The following is a 17,928-nucleotide window of genomic DNA, read 5'->3' as shown; positions in this document are numbered from 1 at the left end:
CGCTATAGGTCAGTCGTCCACAGGACCGCGATCGAAGCTGCCGGCACGCCTATGAAGTCTTCCCTCCTCGCGCTCTGGCGCGACTTGCCCGTTCCGGTGCGTCGCGCCGCGCACATGACCGCAGGCGCGCCCGGCGCGGCCTGGCGCGCGATCGCGGAAGCCCTGGAAGACGCCGCCAAGACGCGGAAGCTTCGTGTGGCGCAGGCAAGAGCCCATCGCCGCGCTCGACGTCGCAACCTGCCGCCTGCCCCCCCGGTGACCGTGGTCGGCTTCCACGGCGCCGTGCATGGCCTGGGCGAAGGCGCCCGCATGCTGGCCCGAGGTTTCGCCGACGCCGGCCTGCCTGTGCGCGCCATCGACCTTTCGGCCAGCGTTGGCTTTCCAGTCGACTTGGCGGTCCCCTTCTCGCCGCCTGTCGAGAACGAGCGCGGGGTGGTGATCTCGCACATCAATCCGCCGGAGCTGCTGCGCTGGGCCCGCGAGACCGAGGGGCGCCCGCTGGAGGGCCGCCGCCATATCGGCTACTGGGCCTGGGAGCTGGAGGACGCGCCAGCCGACTGGATCCCGGCCTTCGACCTGGTCGACGAAGTCTGGACGCCCTCCATCTTCGCCGCCGACGCCATCCGCAAGATCGCGCCGGCCCGGGTGCAGGTCACCCCCGCCCCATACCCGCTGTATCTGAACCCACGCCCGGCTCCCGATCGCGCGCGGTTTGGCTTCCCCGACGACGACGTCGTCATACTCATGGCCTTCGACCTGCGCTCGACCGCCCAACGCAAGAACCCCTACGCAGCGCTCGCGGCCTTTCAGAAGGCCCATGCCGCAGCCGCCCGGCCGGCGCTGCTGGTCTGCAAGGTCGTCGGAGCCGACCTCTATCCCGAGACCTTTCAGGCGCTCCAGGATCTGGTCGCCGAAGATCCGTCGATCCGCCTGATGACAGAGAACCTGTCGGCTGACGACATGGCGCTGCTGACGGCCAGCAGCGACGTCATCCTGTCCCTGCACCGCTCGGAGGGTTACGGCCTGCTGCTGGCCGAGGGGATCTGGCTGGGCAAGCCGACCCTGGCGACCGGCTGGTCCTCAACCGTCGAGTTCATGGATCCGGCCTCGAGTCAGCTTGTCGACTTCACGCTGATCCCGGTCGAGGGCGATGGCCAGATCTACCGAACAGGACGGTGGGCCGACGCCGATGTCGATGACGCGGCGGCCAAGCTTGCGCGAATGCTGTCGGACGACGTCTGGCATAAGAAAATGGCCGCTGCGACGGCGCGCAACGGCCATGTCTCGTTCGATCGTGAAGCCTGGCTGCGGATGACCCGCGGCCTGCTGCCGCTCTAGCCCCTCGGCGAGGTCTTGACCGGCGAGTCGTCCGTCAGGGGCGGCAACTCGTTGATCGACGGCGGCGGCATGACCTTGTCGGCCGACACCGGCGCGGCCGGCAGCTCGGACGACGGCGGCCGGATCGGCGTGGTGTCGCCAGGCTTCGGCTTGTTGGCCTGCATCGGCAGGGCGATCTTGTCGACGGTCTGGACCACCAGGTCCGTCGGCAGCATGCCCTTGTAACGAACCTTCTTGAAGTGCCGCGTGGGATCGTAGGGCTGGACGCCGGGCGCCAGATTGCCGACTTCCAGCGTGCCGACCTGGGCCATCAGTTGCAGGCGGCCGACATATTCGCTGGCGCGACCACGCAGGAAGTTGATCTGGGCGGCCTGCAATTCGGCCTGAGCGTTCAGGATTTCGATCGTGCTGCGCAGGGCGAAGCGTTCTTCCTCACGCACCCCCAGGAAGGCAATGCGGTCGGCGTTCATTTCCGCTTCGATCGAGACCAGCGACTTGCGGGCGGCGGTCAACTGATCCCAGTACTGCGAAACGCCCAGCACCATGTTGCGGCGGGCGTCCTCGATGAGCAGCTGGTCGCGATTGTTTTCCTCGATCGACTGACGAACCTGCGAGTTCAGTTGGCCCGAGGAAAACAGAGGCTGACTCAGGGTGATCGACGCGTTGATCGTGTCGGTGCGGTTGGAGTCCTTGGCGCTGTAGGGAACGTAGGGGCCGTTGCGATAGTCCGCGCGCGCCGAGACCGAGAACAGGCGCTGGGCCCGCGCCTCGGCGACGCCCAGCCGGGACGCCTTTTCGGTGAAGAGGGCCGAATTCAGGGTCGGGTTGGCCTCTTCGGCCTGATTGAACGCTTCGTCCAGCGTCGCGGGCAAACCGTCGACGTCCGGTTCCGGTTCGAGATTGTCGGGCAGGTGGCCGACCAGCGAGGCATAGGCCGCGACGCTGACATTCAACTGGGCCTCGGCGTTGGCGACCTGGGTGCTCGCCTGGGCCGCGCGGGCCTTGGCCTGCTGGACGTCGGTCAGGGTGACCTGGCGAACGCCGTACTTGTCCTCGGTGTCTTGCAGCTGTTTACGCAGCCACGCCTCGCCGCCCTGGCTGACGCGCAGCACTTCGCGATCGCGGCGCACCGACACATAGGCGTTGGCGACGCGAACCAGCAGGTCCATCTCGATGCGGCGGAGGTTCTCGCGCGCGGCCTTGATCTGGGCCTCGACGCCGCCGAGACGGGCGGCATAACGGCCATTGGTGTAGAGCGCCTGACTGACGGAAATGTCGGTCGACAGACCGGTCGCCTCCTGGGCCTTCACGATCCCGGTGAAGCCATTGCGGGTCTGCGCGCCCTTGGCGTAGCCATAGCCTTCCGAGGTCTGCACGTTGGCTTGCAGGCCGTAGGCCGCCCGCGCCTGGGTGTAGTTCTCGTCCAGGGCGCGCATGGCGGCGCGTTGGGCCTGGATGTTGGGATTGCTCTGGTAAGCGGCGGTGATCGCGTCGGCCAGGGTCTCGGCGTGCGCGAGGTCGGCACGACCGACAGCCGCCATGGCGATGGCCAAGGCGATCACGGACGTCCGAACGGACAAGACTTTCGACAGCACTCGCATTTCCTAGACTTCCACGGCCCCCGCCGGAACGCGGCGTTCAACCTAATATTTATGGCTTAATCAAGAAGGCGACGCACAGTCGCCTCCCACGTAACGTTCTTGTTGCGCCAAAGATCGCGCGCCGCGGTCCCCAGCGATATCGCCCGCGCCTTGTCGCACGTCAAACGATCCAGCGCTTGGGCCAAGGCCTGAGGCGTCGGCTCGGCCACCGCGCCGGTGTCCTGGCTGACGATCTCCAGCAGGCCGCCACTGTCGGTGACCGTCAGCACGGCCTTGCCGGCGGCGAAGGCCTCCATGGTCACATAGCCCACGCTGTCCTCGTCGAACGGCAGATAGGCGCAGACCAGGGCGTCGTTAGCCCAGCGGGCGATGTCCGCGCGCGGATGGAAGCCGAACCGCAGATCAACACGATCCTTCAGGTCCAGATCCTCGACCAGCTTGGTCAGGCGATCGGCATAGGCCTGGTTCTCCGGCGGGCCGGCGATGACCAGGCGCAGGCTGCCCGGCAGCAGGGCCAGGGCCTCGATCAGCAGGTGCTGGCGCTTGCCCGCCGCCACCCGGCCACCGGCGAAGACGTAGTCGCCATAGTCGCCGCCCGTGAACAGCTCGCCGTCGTTCAGCGGCGGATACAGGACCTCGGAGGCCACGCCGTTGAACTTCATCAGGCGGTTTTGGGTGACCGGCGAGTTGCACCAGATCTTGCGGCACTGCGCGAAACATTCGTTGTCGGCCGCCTTGATCGCCGCCTTCACCGTGCGTCCCGTCTCGTCGAAGTCGAGATGGCTCTGGCCGGCTTCGGACAGGTCATAGGCCTGGCGGAACTGGTGCAGCAGCCACAGCACCTTGTCCTGGTGCGGGATCAGATACGCCGGGAACTTCAGGCCGATCACCCGGTCGACATTGTAGAGGCGCATGCCCTTGGAGATCAGCATCTCCTCGATCAGGCGCTCGGCGGGTTCCCAGGTGAAGGGCACGCGGACGAGCTCGGACTGCACGCCGGGCGTGGCGTTGAGGCGACGAACCAGATGGTCGGCCAGCTCCTCGGCGCCGCCGCGCTGGAACGGGGCGGCGTTGTTGACGACGAGCACCTTCATGCGGTCAGCCGATCCACGACGGTGCTCCAGTCGATCTTCATCTCGGCCAGGCGGTTCAGCGACGCCTTGCCCATCTTGGCGACGCCCTGCTTGTCGGCGTGCAGGCGGTCGAACTGCTCGGCCAGGGCGCGCGGATCAGGCTCGCTGATCAGGCCGTTGCGGCCGTGCTCGACCAACTCCAGCACCCCTCCGGAGTCCGTGGTCGTGATGATCGCCTTCTTGGCGTGGGCGCCTTCCAGCGACGGATAGCCATAGCTGTCCTCGTCCTTGGGCAGATAGGCGATGGCGAGAGCCTCTTTCAGCATCTCCGCCTTCTCGTCCTCGCTGATCCAGCGGTCCTCAAGAATGACCCGGTCCTGCAGGCCCAGCTCCTGAACCCTCTGCAGCAGCTGGCGGCCGTATTCGGGACTAGAGGCGGTGCCGGCCAGGCGCAGCTTCACGCCGGTCTTCACGTACTGCATGGCCTCGATCATCAGGGCCTGACGCTTGTGCGGCTCCAGGCGCGAGATCGCGACGATCTCGTCGCCATAGCCGGTGTGGGTGAAGCGCTCGGGCTGATAGACCGGCGGATACAGCGGCGTGGCGTCCAGGCCATTGAACGCCTTCAGACGATCGGCAACGACCTGGGAATTGGTGAACACCGCCCGCGCTTCCGAGATCGCCTGGGTGTCGAGCGCCCGCAGGTTGTCGCGGATCGCCCGGTGGTGGGTGTCGTCGGGCATGCCGCGATACGGCGTGTCCCACAGGTCGTAGAAGGTGCGGATGTGGTGAATGAACCACAGCACCTTGTTGGGATGGTCGACTACATAGGCCGGCGGCCGGAAGCAGATCACCCGGTCGCACCACTGCGTCAGGTCCATCAGCCGCCAGGCGGCGACCTGGTGCAGGATCTCGTTCGGATCGTCGGTGAACGGCAGGTAGAACCGCTCGACCTCGTGCCCGGCCTCGATCAGCTTCTCCTCGAGCCACTCGACGATGAAGCGCGCGCCGCCGTTGATGAACGGCACGATCGAGGACAGGAGGATGATGCGCATCGGCTAGACCAGGACCTGGTCGAGCGCCGCGACGACACGGTCGATGTCGGCCTCGGTCAGGCCTGCGTGGGTCGGCAGGTTCAGGCCGTCGGCGCCACAGGCTTCGGCCTGCTTCAGGTCGCCGGTCGCCAGATGGGCATAAGGCGGCATGACGTGCATCGGGTGGAATACCGGGCGGCTCTCGATGCCCAGGGCGTCCAGATCCTTGATCACCTGGTCGCGCGAGGTCGCAAGGCCCTCGCCCAGGCGCACGGTGTACATCCAGAACACGTGGCGGCCGGTGTCGGCGACGAATGGCTTGGTCACCCGATTGCCCAGGCGCGAAAGCTTCTCCTCGTACCAGGCCACCACGCGCTCGCGAGCGGCCAGGTGGTGCTCGACGCGTTCCAACTGCGCCAGACCGATCGCGGCCTGGATGTTGGTCATGCGGTAGTTGAAGCCGACGACCGGGAACCAGTAGCGGCGGTTCGGATCCATGCCCTGGCTACGGTACAGCCGCATGGTCTTGGCCAGCTCGTCGTCATTGGTCGTGATCATCCCGCCTTCGCCGGTCGTGATGATCTTGTTGCCGAAGAAGCTGAAGGTCGCGCAGTCGCCCAGCGAGCCGGACATCTTGCCCTTGTACGTCGCGCCCACGGCCTCGGCCGCGTCCTCGATGACCAGCAGATTGTGCTTCTTGGCGATCTCCAGGATCGGGTCCATGTCGGCGATCTGGCCGTACAGGTGGACCGGCATGATCGCCTTGGTGCGCGGCGTGATCTTGGCCTCGATGGCGGCCGGATCGACGTTGAAGGTGCGCGGGTCGTTGTCGACCAGCACGACCGTGCCGCCGCAATAGGTCACCGCGTTGCACGAGGCGATATAGGTCAGGCTGGGGATGATCACCTCGTCGCCCGGGCCAATGCCCATGGCGACCAGGGCCAGGTGCAGCGCCGTCGTGCCGTTGTTGCAGGTGATCGCGTGCTTGACGCCGCAATAGTCGGCGAAGGCCTTCTCGAAGTCGGTGATGAAGCGGCCGGCCGACGAGATCCACGTCGAGTCCACGCATTCCAACACGTAGTCGCGCTCGTTGCCGTCGAGGCTGGGCTGCGCGACGGAAATCCGCGGAAGACTGCTCAAGAACGCTCTCCTTTGATCTTGGCCGGCACACCGATCGCCAGGACGCCGTCCGGAAGGTCACGCACCACGACGCCGCCGGCGCCGACGGTGGTGTCCGCCCCGATGCTCACGCCGGGAATCACCCGCGCGCCAACGCCGAGGAAGGCCCGGTCGCCGACGGTCACACCGCCAGCCAGGGCGCAGGCCGGGCCGAGGTGGCACGCCACGCCCAGGCGGCCGTCATGATCCACGACGGCGCCGGTGTTGATGATCGCCAGGTCGCCGACGGTCGTATCGGCATTGATCGCCACGCCGGCCATCACCGCCACGCCTTGGCCCAGCTTCGCGCTGGGCGAGATCACGGCCGAGGGATGGATCGCGTTGACCAGGACAAAACCCAGGCCCTGAGCTTTGCGCCCCAGCTTCTCGCGCAGGCGGTTGTCGCCAATGGCGACGAACAGCTGGGAGAGCCCCTGCTCTTTCAGCTCGGGCAACTTCAGGTCGTCGCCGACCACCGGAACGCCCAGAACCTCGCGCGGCGTCGGATCGGCGTCGACGATCGCCGCCACAGCCTTCCCCGAAGCGCGCAGGCTTTCGATGACCACCTTGGCGTGGCCGCCGCCGCCGATGATGACGACGCCGGCGCTCATCAGTTCCTCGACCGACGGGCGATGTCGGCTTCCACCATCTCGGCGATCAGCGCCTGCATGGTGATCTTGGGCTCCCAGCCCAGCTTTTCCTTGGCCTTGGCCGGATCGCCCAGCAGCAGATCGACCTCGGCGGGACGCAGGAACTTCGGATTGATCGTGACGTGGTCCTGGTAGTTCAGGCCGACGGTGGCGAAGGCCACCTCGCACATCTCGCGGACGGTCCAGGTCTTGCCGGTGGCGACCACGTAGTCGTCCGGAACCTCTTGCTGCAGCATCAGCCACATGGCCTCGACATAGTCCTGAGCGTGGCCCCAGTCGCGCTTGGCGTCCAGGTTGCCCAGGTCGACGGTCTTCTGCTGGCCCAGCTTGATGGCCGCCACGGCATCTGTGACCTTGCGGGTCACGAACTCGATGCCGCGCAGCGGACTCTCGTGGTTGAACAGGATGCCGGCCGAAGCGTGCAGGCCAAAGCTCTCGCGGTAGTTCACCGTCATCCAGTGGGCATACATCTTGGCCACGGCGTACGGCGAGCGCGGATAGAACGGGGTCTTCTCCGACTGGATCGGATGCTGGACCAGGCCGTACATCTCCGACGACGAGGCCTGGTAGAAGCGGGCCTGCGGGCATTCCTCGCGCACCGCTTCCAGCATGTTGGTCGTGCCCAGGCCGGTGACCGAACCGGTCAGGTGCGGCTGGTCCCACGAGGCGCCGACGAAGCTCTGGGCGGCCAGGTTGTAGACCTCGTCCGGCTGCAGACGGCGCATCAGGCGGGTCAGGCCGCCCTGGTCGAGCAGGTCGCCCAGCTCAAACTGCACGTCGTCATAGACGCCGATCCAGCGCAGACGGTCACCGATTACGTCGGCCGAGGCCGAGCGGCGCAGCATGCCGTGGACCGTGTAGCCCTTCTCCAAGAGAAGTTTCGCGAGGTACGCCCCGTCCTGCCCGGTGATGCCGGTGATCAAAGCCGTCTTCGCCACACTCGACTCCAGTAAGAATGAAAGGTGTCTGACTACACTATTGGAGCCGATTGGAAAGCGCCGCCGACGACATTTCGGCCGCCCGGCGCCGCTTTCCGAAAGGTGTGGGAAATCAGGCCTTTGAAATCGCCCGCCCTACTCCTCGCGCATGGTGGTGCGCAGGGTGTCGCGCAGCGGCGAGAACAGGTACTGCAGCACGGTGCGTTCGCCGGTCGGCACGACCACCTGAGCCGGCATGCCGGCGGTGATCTTGGAGCGCAGGGGCTTGGGCAGCTGCTTGGGATCGACCCGGACAATCCCCAGGAAGTAGACGGTCTTGCCTTCCGGATCGCTCAGGCGGTCGCGCGAGATCGACTCGATCTTGCCGTTCAGGATCGGGATTTCACGCGAATGGAAGGCCGGGAGACGGACCTCCGTGACCATGCCGGCATGGATGTTGTCCACATCGGTCGGCTGGAAGTGAGCCTGAATGACGAAGGCCTCATCATCCGGCGCGATATCGACCATCGGCTCGGCCGGGCGAACGACCGCGCCCTGGGTGAAGAAACGCAGGTTCTGAGCGGTGCCGCTGACCGGGGAAACGACCCGGATACGGCGCTGCGCGTCAGAAGCCACAACCTCCTTCTCGGTCACCTCGGCCAGCTTCACGCGCGTCTCGGCGATGTTCTGGCTGACCTCTTGGAAGAACTGCTGCTTGATCTGACGGATCTTCAGCTGGGTCTCGGACATGCCCTGCACGGCCTTGGAACGGTCGGCGGTCAGGCGGCCGATCGAGCCGGACAGCGACGCCTGCTCACGCTCCAGCGCCAGCAGGCGCGGCCGCGGCACCAGACCCTTGTCGTAGATCTTGCGCAGGTCGTTCAGCTCGTCCTGGATATAGCCCAGTTGGTCTTTCAGGCCCTGAGTCTGGCGCTCGATGCCGTCGATCTCGCTCTGGTACTGATCGCGCTGGGCGTTCATCAGGTCGACCTGACCCGAGATCGTCTGGCGGCGCTCCAGAAACTGCGACTGTTCATCGGCGAGCGCGCGCGAGACGGCCGGGTCGCTGCGCTGGCTCAGCAGGTCGGCCGGGAAGCTGATGGACGAACGCTGATCGCGTTCCGCCAGCAAACGGGCCTCCATGGCCTTCAGCGCCACGTACTGGTTCCGGGTGATGCCGGCCGCGGCGTCTACCTGCGTCGGATCCATCTCGAACAGCACTTGGCCGGCCTTCACCTTCTCGCCTTCACGCACGAGGATACTGCGGAGCATGCCGCCTTCCAGGTGCTGAACGGTCTTCTTGTTGCCTTCGGCCGACACGACGCCGCTGGCGATCACGGCGCTGTCCAGCGGCGCGAACGCCGCCCAGCCCAGAATGCCGACGAAGGTGATGCCGATGACGATGTAGCCGATACGGGCCACACCTTTGTAGTTGTCCGTCGGACGTTGGAGCTTAGGGGGCTTCATCTGTTTTCAGCCTGATGGGCGCGCGCGAGGCGGCCTTAGAAAAAAGGGGCGAACGGACGGATCAGTTGGCGCGGATCGGCGTGGGAGCCGGCGCCTGGGGCGGCGCGCCGCCCATCAGCTTGGCCAGCATGGGATCGCGTTCGCCGAAATCGGAGATCACACCCTGGTTGATGACCATGATGTAGTCCGCCTGGCCCAGCAGGTTCACCTTGTGGGTGGCGAAGATCACCGTGCGCTTGGCGGCTTTCAGACGCTGCATCGCTTCCATGAGCGCGACCTCGCCCACCTGGTCCAGGCTGGCGTTCGGTTCGTCCAGAACCACCAGGGCCGGCATGCGGAACACCGAACGCGCCAGGGCCAGACGTTGACGCTGGCCGCCCGAGAGCGAGGCGCCGCCTTCGCCGATCGGCGTGTCGTAGCCCATCGGCAGACCCTGGATCATCTCGTGCACGCCCGCGAGCGTGGCCGCCTCGATGACTTCCTGGGATTCGTACTCGGTGAAGCGGGCGATGTTCTGGGCGACCGTGCCTTGGAACAGCTCGATGTCCTGCGGCAGGTAGCCGATGTGGCGACCCAGTTTCTCAGGATCCCACTGCTTGATGTCATAGCCATCCAGACGGATCACGCCGGCCACACAGGGCCACACGCCGACGATGCCGCGCAGCAGCGACGACTTGCCGGCCGCGCTGGGCCCGACCAGGGCGATGGACGTGCCGGCGTCGATGCGGAAGCTGGCCTGACGCATGCTCGGCGCTTGAGCGCCGGGCGGCAGGATGGACGCCGCCTCGGCCGACAGCACGCCGCGCGGCTCGGGCAGCGGCATGTGGTCTTCCTTGTCGTCCTGTTCGCGCAGCGTCACCTGCAGGCGATCCCAAGAGCTGCGAGCGCCAATGAAACCCTTCCACTGGCCGACAGCGCCTTCGATCGGCGCCAGGGCGCGGCCGACCAGGATCGAGCCGGCGATCATCGAACCGGCTGAGATCTTGCCCTGAATGGCGAGATAGGCGCCGCCGCCCAGGATCAGCGTCTGGACGACCTGGCGGAACACCTTGATGCCCGACATCACGCTGCCGCCGGCGTCGCTGGCCGCGGCCTGCCAGGCCACCTGCTCGTCGCGGCGAACACGCCAGCGGGCCTGCAGGCCGCCCCACATGCCCATGGCCTTCATGACCTCGGCGTTGCGCAGGGTGGAATTGGCGTCGTTCTGGGCGGCGATCGAGGCCATCGTGGCCATCTGGATCGGGTTCTTGGTCGCGCGGTCGTTCATCACGGCCAGGCCGAAGATGATGAAGCAGCTGATGACCGCCAGGATGCCGAAATAGGGATGCAGGATCCAGGACACGACGATGAATACCGGCGTCCAGGGCGCGTCGCAGAACGCGATCAGGCCGCCGGTCATGAACTCGCGGACCTGGTCCATGTCGCGGAACGCCTGGCCGCCCTGCCCCCTGCGGGTGAGCGTCGAATCCAGCACCGCCTTGAAGATCGGGTCCCGGGCCACCCCATCGAACTTCAGACCGCCGCGCACCAGCACCTGGGTGCGGAGCGCTTCCAACAGACCATAGATCACGAACAGGAAGACGCAGATCAGCGTCAGCACCACCAGGGTGGCGACGTTGCGGCTGGACAGTACGCGGTCATAGACCTGCAGCATGTACAGCGGGCTGACCAGCGCCAGGATGTTGATGAAGAAGCTGAAGACCATGGCGGTGATCACCGCCGGTTTCGCGACCAGGACGGCCTGGTCGAGGATGGTCGGCTTGTTGCCGGTGCGGTTGAAGATCATGTCAGGCCTTCGAGACGCCGCGCCGGGTGGCGGGGTCGTATACAGTAACAACTGAGGTCGCGTCTCGACCACGAAATTGTGGCGGAAAATGAGCGCCCTACGCCTTCCGGCTAGAGCACAGGGTTCCGCGAGGCGCAAGAGGGCCGATTTGGCGCGCGCCGCAAAAGAAAAACGCCGCCCTGGCGAACCAGGACGGCGCAATTCCTCCAAGTCCCCCGCCGCGCCGAGGCGCGACGGGTTTCAAGGATATTAGATCAGGCTCAGCGTCGGGCCCGAGGCAGCGCCGGTGTTACCCAGCACGGCGCTCGACAGGTCGACCAGACCCGAGAGCTTCACGACGATGTCGCCAGCGCCGAAGGTGGCACCCGCGCCGTTGTCTTGGACGACGTAGGTGTTGGTGCCGTATTGGAACCACGTGATCGTGCCAACGGTCGCACCGGCCGCAGCGGCGTTCAGAGCCGCGGCGAAGTCGTTCACGCCCGTCAGGTCAACCTTCGTCGAAGCGAAGGTTTCAACACCACCGCTGTCCTTGAAGCGCAGAGCGTCCGAGGTCGAGAAGTCGGTGACGGTGACGTGCGAAGCGGCAGTCGCGCCCGAACCCGAGGTGCCAACGGTGGTCGAGACATCGATGATGTCCTTGCCGCCGCCGGTGGTCAGGGTCACTTGGCCGGTGATCGCACCAACGGTGATCACGTCAGCGCCCGTACCCGTCTTCACGGTCGAACCGTCGGTCACCAGACCAAGGCCGGCGAGGCCGTTGATCGTGATGGCGCCGGTGGCGGCCGAGGCGTCGATGTTCGCGCCGTTGGCGCCAGCCGTGCCGAAGCCCGTGAGGGTCAGGCTCAGGGCTTGCGAACCGGTGACGGTCAGCGTGCGAGCAGCGGCGTCCGACAGGGTGATCGCGTTAGCGGCGACACCACCGGTGGCGCCCGAAGCGATCGAGACGTTCTCGATGCCTTCGATCGTCACAGCGCGCGCGTTGACGGCGGTCGGCGAGGTAGCCGTACCGGTCACAGCGGCGTTGAAGTTGATCGAGTAGGCGTCCGAGGTGCCACCGACGCCCGTGAAGACGACCGTGGCAGCGCTACCAGCGCCGCTGGTGCCGGTGATGGCCAGCGACTGAGCGGTCGTGACGTTCGAGTACGAAGCCGCACCCGTACCGCCGTTCAGCTCCAGGCTGGCGATCGTCGAACCGGTCAGCAGCGAGACGTCGACGATGTCGCCGCCCGTGCTTTGCAGGTTCAGGACTTCAAAGTTCTTGAAGACCGAGGCGTTCACAGCCGAGATCAGAGCCGACGAGATAGCGTCGACGCCGTCGCCGCCGTCAACAACAGCCGTGGTCGAAGCGCCGATAACGGCGGCGTTCGACAGCAGGCGGTCGTTGCCGGCGCCCAGCTGGATCGAAGCGTTGGCGTCCAGCGTACCCGTCAGGGTGACGCTGTCAGCGCCGGTGCCGCCGACATACGCGATCTTCGTGGTTTGGCCACGGATCGTGATGGCGTTAGCGCCCGACGAGGCCGAAGCGTCGATCTTGGTCAGCGTGGTCGAACCGCTCAGGTCCGAGGTCACGCCGCCGGCGCCCGTCAGGTTGACGGTCTTCAGGGCGTTCAGCGAACCGACGTTGAACGTCAGGCCCTTGGAGCCGCCCAGGGTCAGGTTGACAACAGCGTCAGCCGACAGCGTGGCCGTGGCCGCGCCCGAAGCCGTCACCGTGGCCGACGTCAGGACGTCGTTGGTGTCGTCAACGGTCGAGGTGCCGCCGGTCAGACCGATGGCCAGCGTCTTCGAGGTCGTCGTGTTGGTGGTGCTCAGCACGACCGTGGTCGCGTTGGTGCCCGACAGGTTCAGGTTCGTCAGGGCGTTCGACGAAACGCTTTGCGTGCCGTTGGTCAGGTTCACCGTGGTGATGGTGCCCGCCTTCGTCGCGTTACCCGCGTTGACGTCGGTGATCGTGACAGCGCCGGTAGCGATACCGACCTTACCGTCGCCAGCGACGTTACCGGCCACAACCGTGACAGCGGCGTCCTGAGCGACCGAGACCGTGGTGGTCGCAGCCGTACCGGTCACCGTCATCGCGCCTTGGGTCAGCGTGAAGTTGGTGGTGTCGGTGGCGGCGTTGGTCGATTGAGCAGCCGTGATGCCAGCCGATTGCGTGACGTTGACCGTCGTGCCGCCGGTCACCGCGATGGTGCCTTGGGTACGGTTCGCGACGTCGTCGTAAGCAGCGCCGGTCGCCTTCACGGTGACAGCACCGGTCGGAGCCGTGACGCTGCCGACAACGATGTTGCCCGCGACGCCAACGCCCGTGGCGGTGACGCTGACAGCGCCGCCGCCCTGGACGAACAGGTCCGAGGTGGCTTGCTTCGAAGCCGTCAGAGCAATGGCGGTAGCGCCGCTGGCGGTGACGGTTTGGTCAGCGCCCGAAGCGTCTTGCAGGACGACGTTGGCGTTGGTCAGACCCGACCAGGCCGAGGTGTCCAGCGAACCGCCGGCCAGAGCCGAGACCGAGGTCAGGTTCAGGATTTCGACGTTCTTCACGCTCAGGGCCGACGTAGCCAGCGCGCTGCCGGTGCCGTCCGAGAGGTTCAGGGTGTCGGTGCCGGCGCCACCGTCGATGGCGTCGAGCGGGCCGACGGTGTCGACCGAAGCGTTCAGCTGACCAACGAAGGTGTCGTTGTTCGCGGTGCCGACCAGGTTGTCGATCGCAGCCGTCAGGCTGAAGGTCGTGCCCGGAGCGCCGCCGCTGCCGTAGTTGGTGAACAGGTCGATGCCGGCGTTGTTGTCAGCCGTCAGCGTGTTGTCGTCCGCCAGGTCCTTCAGCAGGTTGTTGGTGGCCGAGGCGTACGAACCAATGCCGGCGCCGTTGTTGTACGACGTGGCTTGGTGCATGATTTCGCCAACGATCGCGGCGCGCAGGGCCAGATCTTGGTCAGCGGTCGACAGGCCCGGCAGGACTTGCTTCACGAAAGCGGTGAAGTAAGCCGTTTGGTCCGTGAAGAACTTGTAGGCGGCATCCAGGTTCACGCCGGCCGCGGTGGCGGCAGCGGTACCGATGATGATGTTGTAGGCGGTCTTGACGGTGTCGAGGATCGACAGCGAACCGTAGGTGGACGAGAAGCTCGCCTTAGCGGTCGGGTTTTGCAGCGCCAGCGACACCGACTGAGCGATGAAGCGGTTTTCGCCGTTCAGACCAGCTTGAGCGCCCGTGCCGACGTAGGCGGCGTTCAGAGCGGCCAGACCAGCCTTGCTCGGCGCGAAGCCGAGGAAGAAGGCGTAGGTTTCGACGCTGACCGCAGTGGTCGTGTCCGAAGCCAGGTCAACGGCGGCTTGGAAAGCCTGCGGGTCGTTGAACGTGCCAGTGGCGTTTTGGTTGGCAATGCTTTGCAGCAGAGAAGTCTGAGCCGTGGTCGGCCCGGTGCCAGCGTTCGCGTTCGTGAAGAACGTGGTCAGCTGGGTGATGTTGTAAGCCATCTGGCTTGTCTCCCAAAGATAATCCCACACCCCCCTGCGGCCAAACGGCGCGCATAGGAGCAGCGAAGGCTATAGAGCAAACGACATACGTCCACAATACCTGAAATCGAGCTGTACAGCATTTTTCTAACTGTACAGCATTTTCCTATGTCGCGTTCCTTGTACCGCGACCATGGAAGGGGTATATGGAGAGGGTATTTTTGCGCGCGGCAGGCGAGCGACAGCGCTCTCCGCCCCCGGGCGCCGGGACGGCTATTATAATGTATGGCAACCCTCAACGTCGCAGCGCCACGGAGGTCCAAGACCTCCGTCGCGAAGGCGGCCGATGGCTCAAAGAGCAGCGCGAAGTCGCTGGTCTCTCGCAACGTCAGCTGGCGGCCAAGGTCGGCGCGGACTATTACACCTTCATTTCGCAGCTTGAGACGGGTCGCGGCCGCATTCCGCCGGACCGTTACCGCGACTGGGCCCGGGCGCTGGAAGTGCCCGAGCGGACGTTCGTGCGTGAGCTGATGCGGTTCTACGATCCGATCACCTACGAAATCCTGTTCAACGAAGAGTAGTTCGTCTAACGTGTCGCCGCCGGCGCGTGCCGGCTGTCTCTACTCACGCGTGGGAATCTTCCGCCAATATGGCTGCGCAAGTCCTCTCGTTCTTCCAGCGTTCGCCGCGTTATGCGCCCGCTCCCGCCGATTGGAGCCAGCAAGAGCTGGCCGAATTCTATCGCGTGGAAGGCGCCCTGATCAAAGCCGGCATCCGCGTCGGCACCGATCGTGGCCTCAGCGACGAGAACGAGCCGTGGTTCGTCTTCTACCGCACCGACGACGGCGAGGTGGTGATCCACTTCGCGCGCATCGATGGCGAGTACATGATCGCGGGCCCGGCGTATGAAGAGATCGCGCGCGGCTTCGACTTCTCGTCGCTGGTGCGCAACCTGGTCGCGCGTCACCCGCTGATCCGCCGCTCGCAGAGCGGCGACAATGTTTCGATCCACCCCGCCGCCCTGCTGGTGGCCGTGGTCGGCACCGCCTTCTTCAAGACCGGCGAAGCCCGCGCGGCCGAGACCGGCGCGAACAACTCGGCTCCAAGCTCGCGCCCGGCGCTCCTGTCGTCGAGCGCCAACACCAGCCCCGCCAAGTCCGGCGCTGCGGCTGGCGTGACCGCCGCCAACGCCCCGACCTACGACACCGTCCAGCTGCCCGCCAACCAGGCGGTGCTGGTGCTGGCCGCCGCCCTGCTCGCCTCCGACTTCACCGTCGACGCCGGCAGCCTGGATCCGGCCGCCCGCGGCGCTCTGGCGTCGGCCGCCGCCGAACTGGACTTCGGCAGCCCGGCCGCGTCCAGCCTGACGTCCGGCAACGGCGCCGCCCTGCTGAACGAAAACCACGTTTCGGCCGTCGCCAACACGCCCGCCCAGACCGTCTCGTCGGTCCTGTCGCTGGTTGCGTTGCTGTCGACCCTGCCCCATTCGGCGGAGCTGACGACGCCCGCCAACGTGGCGCTGACCGTCGCGGACCCCGCGCACGCGGACATGGACACCGCGCCGCTGGCGGTGCCCGAGGTCCACAACGCGGCGACCTGGTCGCTGGAAGTCCGGCTGGGCGCCGGCGCGCTTCCCAACATCGAAGCCGTCCAGTTGGTCCGCGCCCTGGTGGGCGACACCGCCGCCCAGAAGATCTCGGTGATTGAAGTCGCCAAGCTTCCGGACGTGCTGGCCGAGATCATCTCGCGCGGCGACCACTACCAGACCACGCCGGTCCCGACTCAATCGAACGAGACCAACGAGACGCAGCCGACCCCGGTATCGGAGTCTCAAAATCCGTCCGGCGAGGAACAGAACGGCACGCCTCCGGCTTCCGGAAACCACACGACCTCGACGCACGTCGGCCAGGCCTCGGTGGATCTGGTGAACCAGTTCATCGACTACTTCGTGGCCCATACCGACCACGTGTCGATCATGATGCAAGGTTCGCAGGTCGTGATGTTCGACTCCCGCGTCATGAGCGACCCGGGCTCGATTGGTCATATGACCAGCATGACCTTCGACTTCATCGATGGCAGCTCGATCAACCTGGTGGGTGATCAACATTCCTTCCTGCACGGCGGGATTCTGGTCTAGACCGGAATCCGCTCGCTGCCCCGCAGCGATGACTTTTGCGCATAGGACGGGCGACGGCTGCGAAGCTGCGCCCGGGAAGGACTGACTTGAGGCCCGCACGTCTGGACCTGGCGATGAGCTCCGCCATGCGCGCTCCCGTCAACGACACCGCTTCGCCCGAAACCGGCCCGGCTGGCCCGCCGCCGCGTCGGCGCTTCGGCTTCGCCCGCCGTTTGCTGGGGCCGGTCGTCGCGCCCGTGGCCAACTATGCCCGCCGCTACCTGCAGGCCACGGTCGAGCACGAGCTGCGCGCGACGCAGAGCCAACTGAACCATCTGACCGGCGAGCTGCACGTCGCTCAGGCGCGCCTGGGCCAGACCCAGGACATGCTGCAGGCAGTCCTCCAGACCATGCAGACCATGTCGGCTCAGCTGACGCACATCCAGACGCGCGGCGACCAGGCCTATGGCGAGCTGGCTGCTATTCCCGGCATGTTCGGTCCGCGCTTCGACGAGCTGGAAATCAAGCAGCGGCCGCTGATCCACTACGACGCCGAGTCGACCGCGATCCGCATGCGCGACGGCTACATCATGGCCCCCACGGCCCTGCCGACCTTCGTCACCATGCTGGCCAACGCCACCAGCAAGGGCCTTGAGCCCGGCACCACCGACGTGCTGCGCCGGCTGGTCCAGCCCGGCATGGTCGTCGCCGACGTCGGCGCCAATATCGGTCTGCTGACCCTTGTGATGGCGTCTGCCGCTGGCCCGGGCGGCAAGGTCATCGCCTTCGAGCCCGAGGCGGTTCCGCGCTCGAACCTCGAAAAGATGAAGTATCTCAACGGCCTGTCCTGGGTCGAGGTGCGCGACCAGGCCGTCGGCGAGAAAGCCGGGCAGCTGACCTTCCACGTCAGCGACATCATCGGCCATAGTTCGCTGTACGCCCTGCCCGAGACCGAAGGCTCGCGCGAGATCCAGGTCGAGGTGGTCCGCCTGGACGACATCGCCCCGGCCAAGCGCATGGACGTGGTCAAGATCGACGTCGAGGGCGCCGAGCTGGACGTGCTGGCCGGCATGCAGGGCGTGATCGCCAAGAACCCCGACCTGGCCATCGTCGCCGAGTTCGGCCCCGAGCACCTCAAGCGCGTCGGCCAGACTCCGGCCCAGTGGTTCAAGGCCTTCGCCGACGCCGGCTTCAAGGCCTACATCATCGACGAGGCGACCAGCGCGGCCCAGCCGACCAACGCCAAGGACGCCGCCAAGGTGGTCTCGGCCAACATCGCCTTCGTGCGCGCCGGCGGCGACGCTGAAAAGCGCCTGCTGAAGCGCTAGGACCGACCGC

Annotated in this window: 13 protein-coding genes; 4 read left to right on the top strand and 9 right to left on the bottom strand. The window is 66.2% G+C overall.

All coding sequences use genetic code 11. The features are described from left to right. Positions 1–51: 51 nt before the first annotated feature. A complete protein-coding gene (locus tag AC07NF_RS15675) occupies positions 52–1,338 on the top strand; it encodes a glycosyltransferase (protein WP_494629079.1) in 1,287 nt (428 codons plus the stop codon). Here the strand turns inward: AC07NF_RS15675 and AC07NF_RS15670 are convergent. From AC07NF_RS15670 to AC07NF_RS15630, 9 genes are all read right to left on the bottom strand, one after another. Further along, the gene (locus tag AC07NF_RS15670) at positions 1,335–2,939 is read right to left on the bottom strand and encodes a TolC family outer membrane protein (RefSeq protein WP_492812787.1); all 1,605 of its coding nucleotides are present in this window, start codon (positions 2,937–2,939) and stop codon (positions 1,335–1,337) included. The two genes, AC07NF_RS15675 and AC07NF_RS15670, sit on opposite strands and share 4 nt — an antisense overlap. 56 nt (positions 2,940–2,995) lie before the next feature. Further along, positions 2,996–4,033: a glycosyltransferase family 4 protein gene (locus AC07NF_RS15665; RefSeq protein ID WP_494629082.1), complete on the bottom strand. Its 1,038-nt coding sequence runs from the start codon at positions 4,031–4,033 to the stop codon at positions 2,996–2,998. Beyond that, complete coding sequence (locus AC07NF_RS15660) at positions 4,030–5,067, bottom strand: glycosyltransferase family 4 protein (RefSeq protein WP_494629084.1); 1,038 nt, start codon at positions 5,065–5,067, stop codon at positions 4,030–4,032. The genes AC07NF_RS15665 and AC07NF_RS15660 overlap by 4 nt, the downstream gene beginning before the upstream one ends. A 3-nt stretch (positions 5,068–5,070) precedes the next feature. After that, entirely contained in the window at positions 5,071–6,186 is a 1,116-nt protein-coding gene (locus tag AC07NF_RS15655) for a DegT/DnrJ/EryC1/StrS family aminotransferase (RefSeq protein WP_494629087.1), read from the bottom strand. Beyond that, positions 6,183–6,815 (bottom strand): acetyltransferase, encoded by a 633-nt coding sequence (locus AC07NF_RS15650; protein WP_494629090.1) that lies wholly within the window; start codon positions 6,813–6,815, stop codon positions 6,183–6,185. Before AC07NF_RS15650 ends, AC07NF_RS15655 begins: the two co-directional genes overlap by 4 nt. Continuing rightward, positions 6,815–7,792, bottom strand: coding sequence for a GDP-mannose 4,6-dehydratase (gene gmd, locus AC07NF_RS15645; protein ID WP_494629093.1), 978 nt, complete (start codon positions 7,790–7,792; stop codon positions 6,815–6,817). The genes AC07NF_RS15650 and gmd overlap by 1 nt, the downstream gene beginning before the upstream one ends. Before the next feature lie 135 nt (positions 7,793–7,927). Next, positions 7,928–9,238, bottom strand: coding sequence for an HlyD family type I secretion periplasmic adaptor subunit (locus tag AC07NF_RS15640; RefSeq protein WP_494629094.1), 1,311 nt, complete (start codon positions 9,236–9,238; stop codon positions 7,928–7,930). 61 nt (positions 9,239–9,299) lie between these two features. Then, entirely contained in the window at positions 9,300–11,021 is a 1,722-nt protein-coding gene (locus tag AC07NF_RS15635) for a type I secretion system permease/ATPase (RefSeq protein WP_492813542.1), read from the bottom strand. A 252-nt stretch (positions 11,022–11,273) separates the two neighbouring features. Beyond that, a complete protein-coding gene (locus AC07NF_RS15630; RefSeq protein ID WP_492812800.1) occupies positions 11,274–14,495 on the bottom strand; it encodes a beta strand repeat-containing protein in 3,222 nt (1,073 codons plus the stop codon). Positions 14,496–14,755: 260 nt separating this feature from the next. On the opposite strand from AC07NF_RS15630, the gene AC07NF_RS15625 reads away from it, so the two are divergent. From AC07NF_RS15625 to AC07NF_RS15615, 3 genes are all read left to right on the top strand, one after another. Next, positions 14,756–15,055, top strand: coding sequence for a helix-turn-helix domain-containing protein (locus tag AC07NF_RS15625; protein ID WP_492812802.1), 300 nt, complete (start codon positions 14,756–14,758; stop codon positions 15,053–15,055). Between the two features lie 68 nt (positions 15,056–15,123). After that, entirely contained in the window at positions 15,124–16,611 is a 1,488-nt protein-coding gene (locus tag AC07NF_RS15620; protein ID WP_492812804.1) for a hypothetical protein, read from the top strand. Positions 16,612–16,736: 125 nt separating this feature from the next. Continuing rightward, a complete protein-coding gene (locus tag AC07NF_RS15615; protein WP_494629104.1) occupies positions 16,737–17,918 on the top strand; it encodes an FkbM family methyltransferase in 1,182 nt (393 codons plus the stop codon). Positions 17,919–17,928: the final 10 nt, after the last annotated feature.

The organism is Caulobacter sp. GW821-FHT10A06, from assembly GCF_059415805.1.
This window is presented reverse-complemented; position numbering and strand designations above follow the sequence as displayed.

Bases quoted from the DNA above. Each gene is read 5' to 3' on its own strand.
- AC07NF_RS15640 (WP_494629094.1), bottom strand. From the start codon at position 9,238: ATGAAGCCCCCTAAGCTCCAACGTCCGACGGACAACTACAAAGGTGTG.
- AC07NF_RS15625 (WP_492812802.1), top strand. From the start codon at position 14,756: ATGTATGGCAACCCTCAACGTCGCAGCGCCACGGAGGTCCAAGACCTC.
- AC07NF_RS15670 (WP_492812787.1), bottom strand. From the start codon at position 2,939: ATGCGAGTGCTGTCGAAAGTCTTGTCCGTTCGGACGTCCGTGATCGCC.
- AC07NF_RS15620 (WP_492812804.1), top strand. From the start codon at position 15,124: ATGGCTGCGCAAGTCCTCTCGTTCTTCCAGCGTTCGCCGCGTTATGCG.
- AC07NF_RS15660 (WP_494629084.1), bottom strand. From the start codon at position 5,067: ATGCGCATCATCCTCCTGTCCTCGATCGTGCCGTTCATCAACGGCGGC.
- AC07NF_RS15675 (WP_494629079.1), top strand. From the start codon at position 52: ATGAAGTCTTCCCTCCTCGCGCTCTGGCGCGACTTGCCCGTTCCGGTG.
- AC07NF_RS15630 (WP_492812800.1), bottom strand. From the start codon at position 14,495: ATGGCTTACAACATCACCCAGCTGACCACGTTCTTCACGAACGCGAAC.
- AC07NF_RS15650 (WP_494629090.1), bottom strand. From the start codon at position 6,815: ATGAGCGCCGGCGTCGTCATCATCGGCGGCGGCGGCCACGCCAAGGTG.
- AC07NF_RS15615 (WP_494629104.1), top strand. From the start codon at position 16,737: ATGCGCGCTCCCGTCAACGACACCGCTTCGCCCGAAACCGGCCCGGCT.
- AC07NF_RS15665 (WP_494629082.1), bottom strand. From the start codon at position 4,033: ATGAAGGTGCTCGTCGTCAACAACGCCGCCCCGTTCCAGCGCGGCGGC.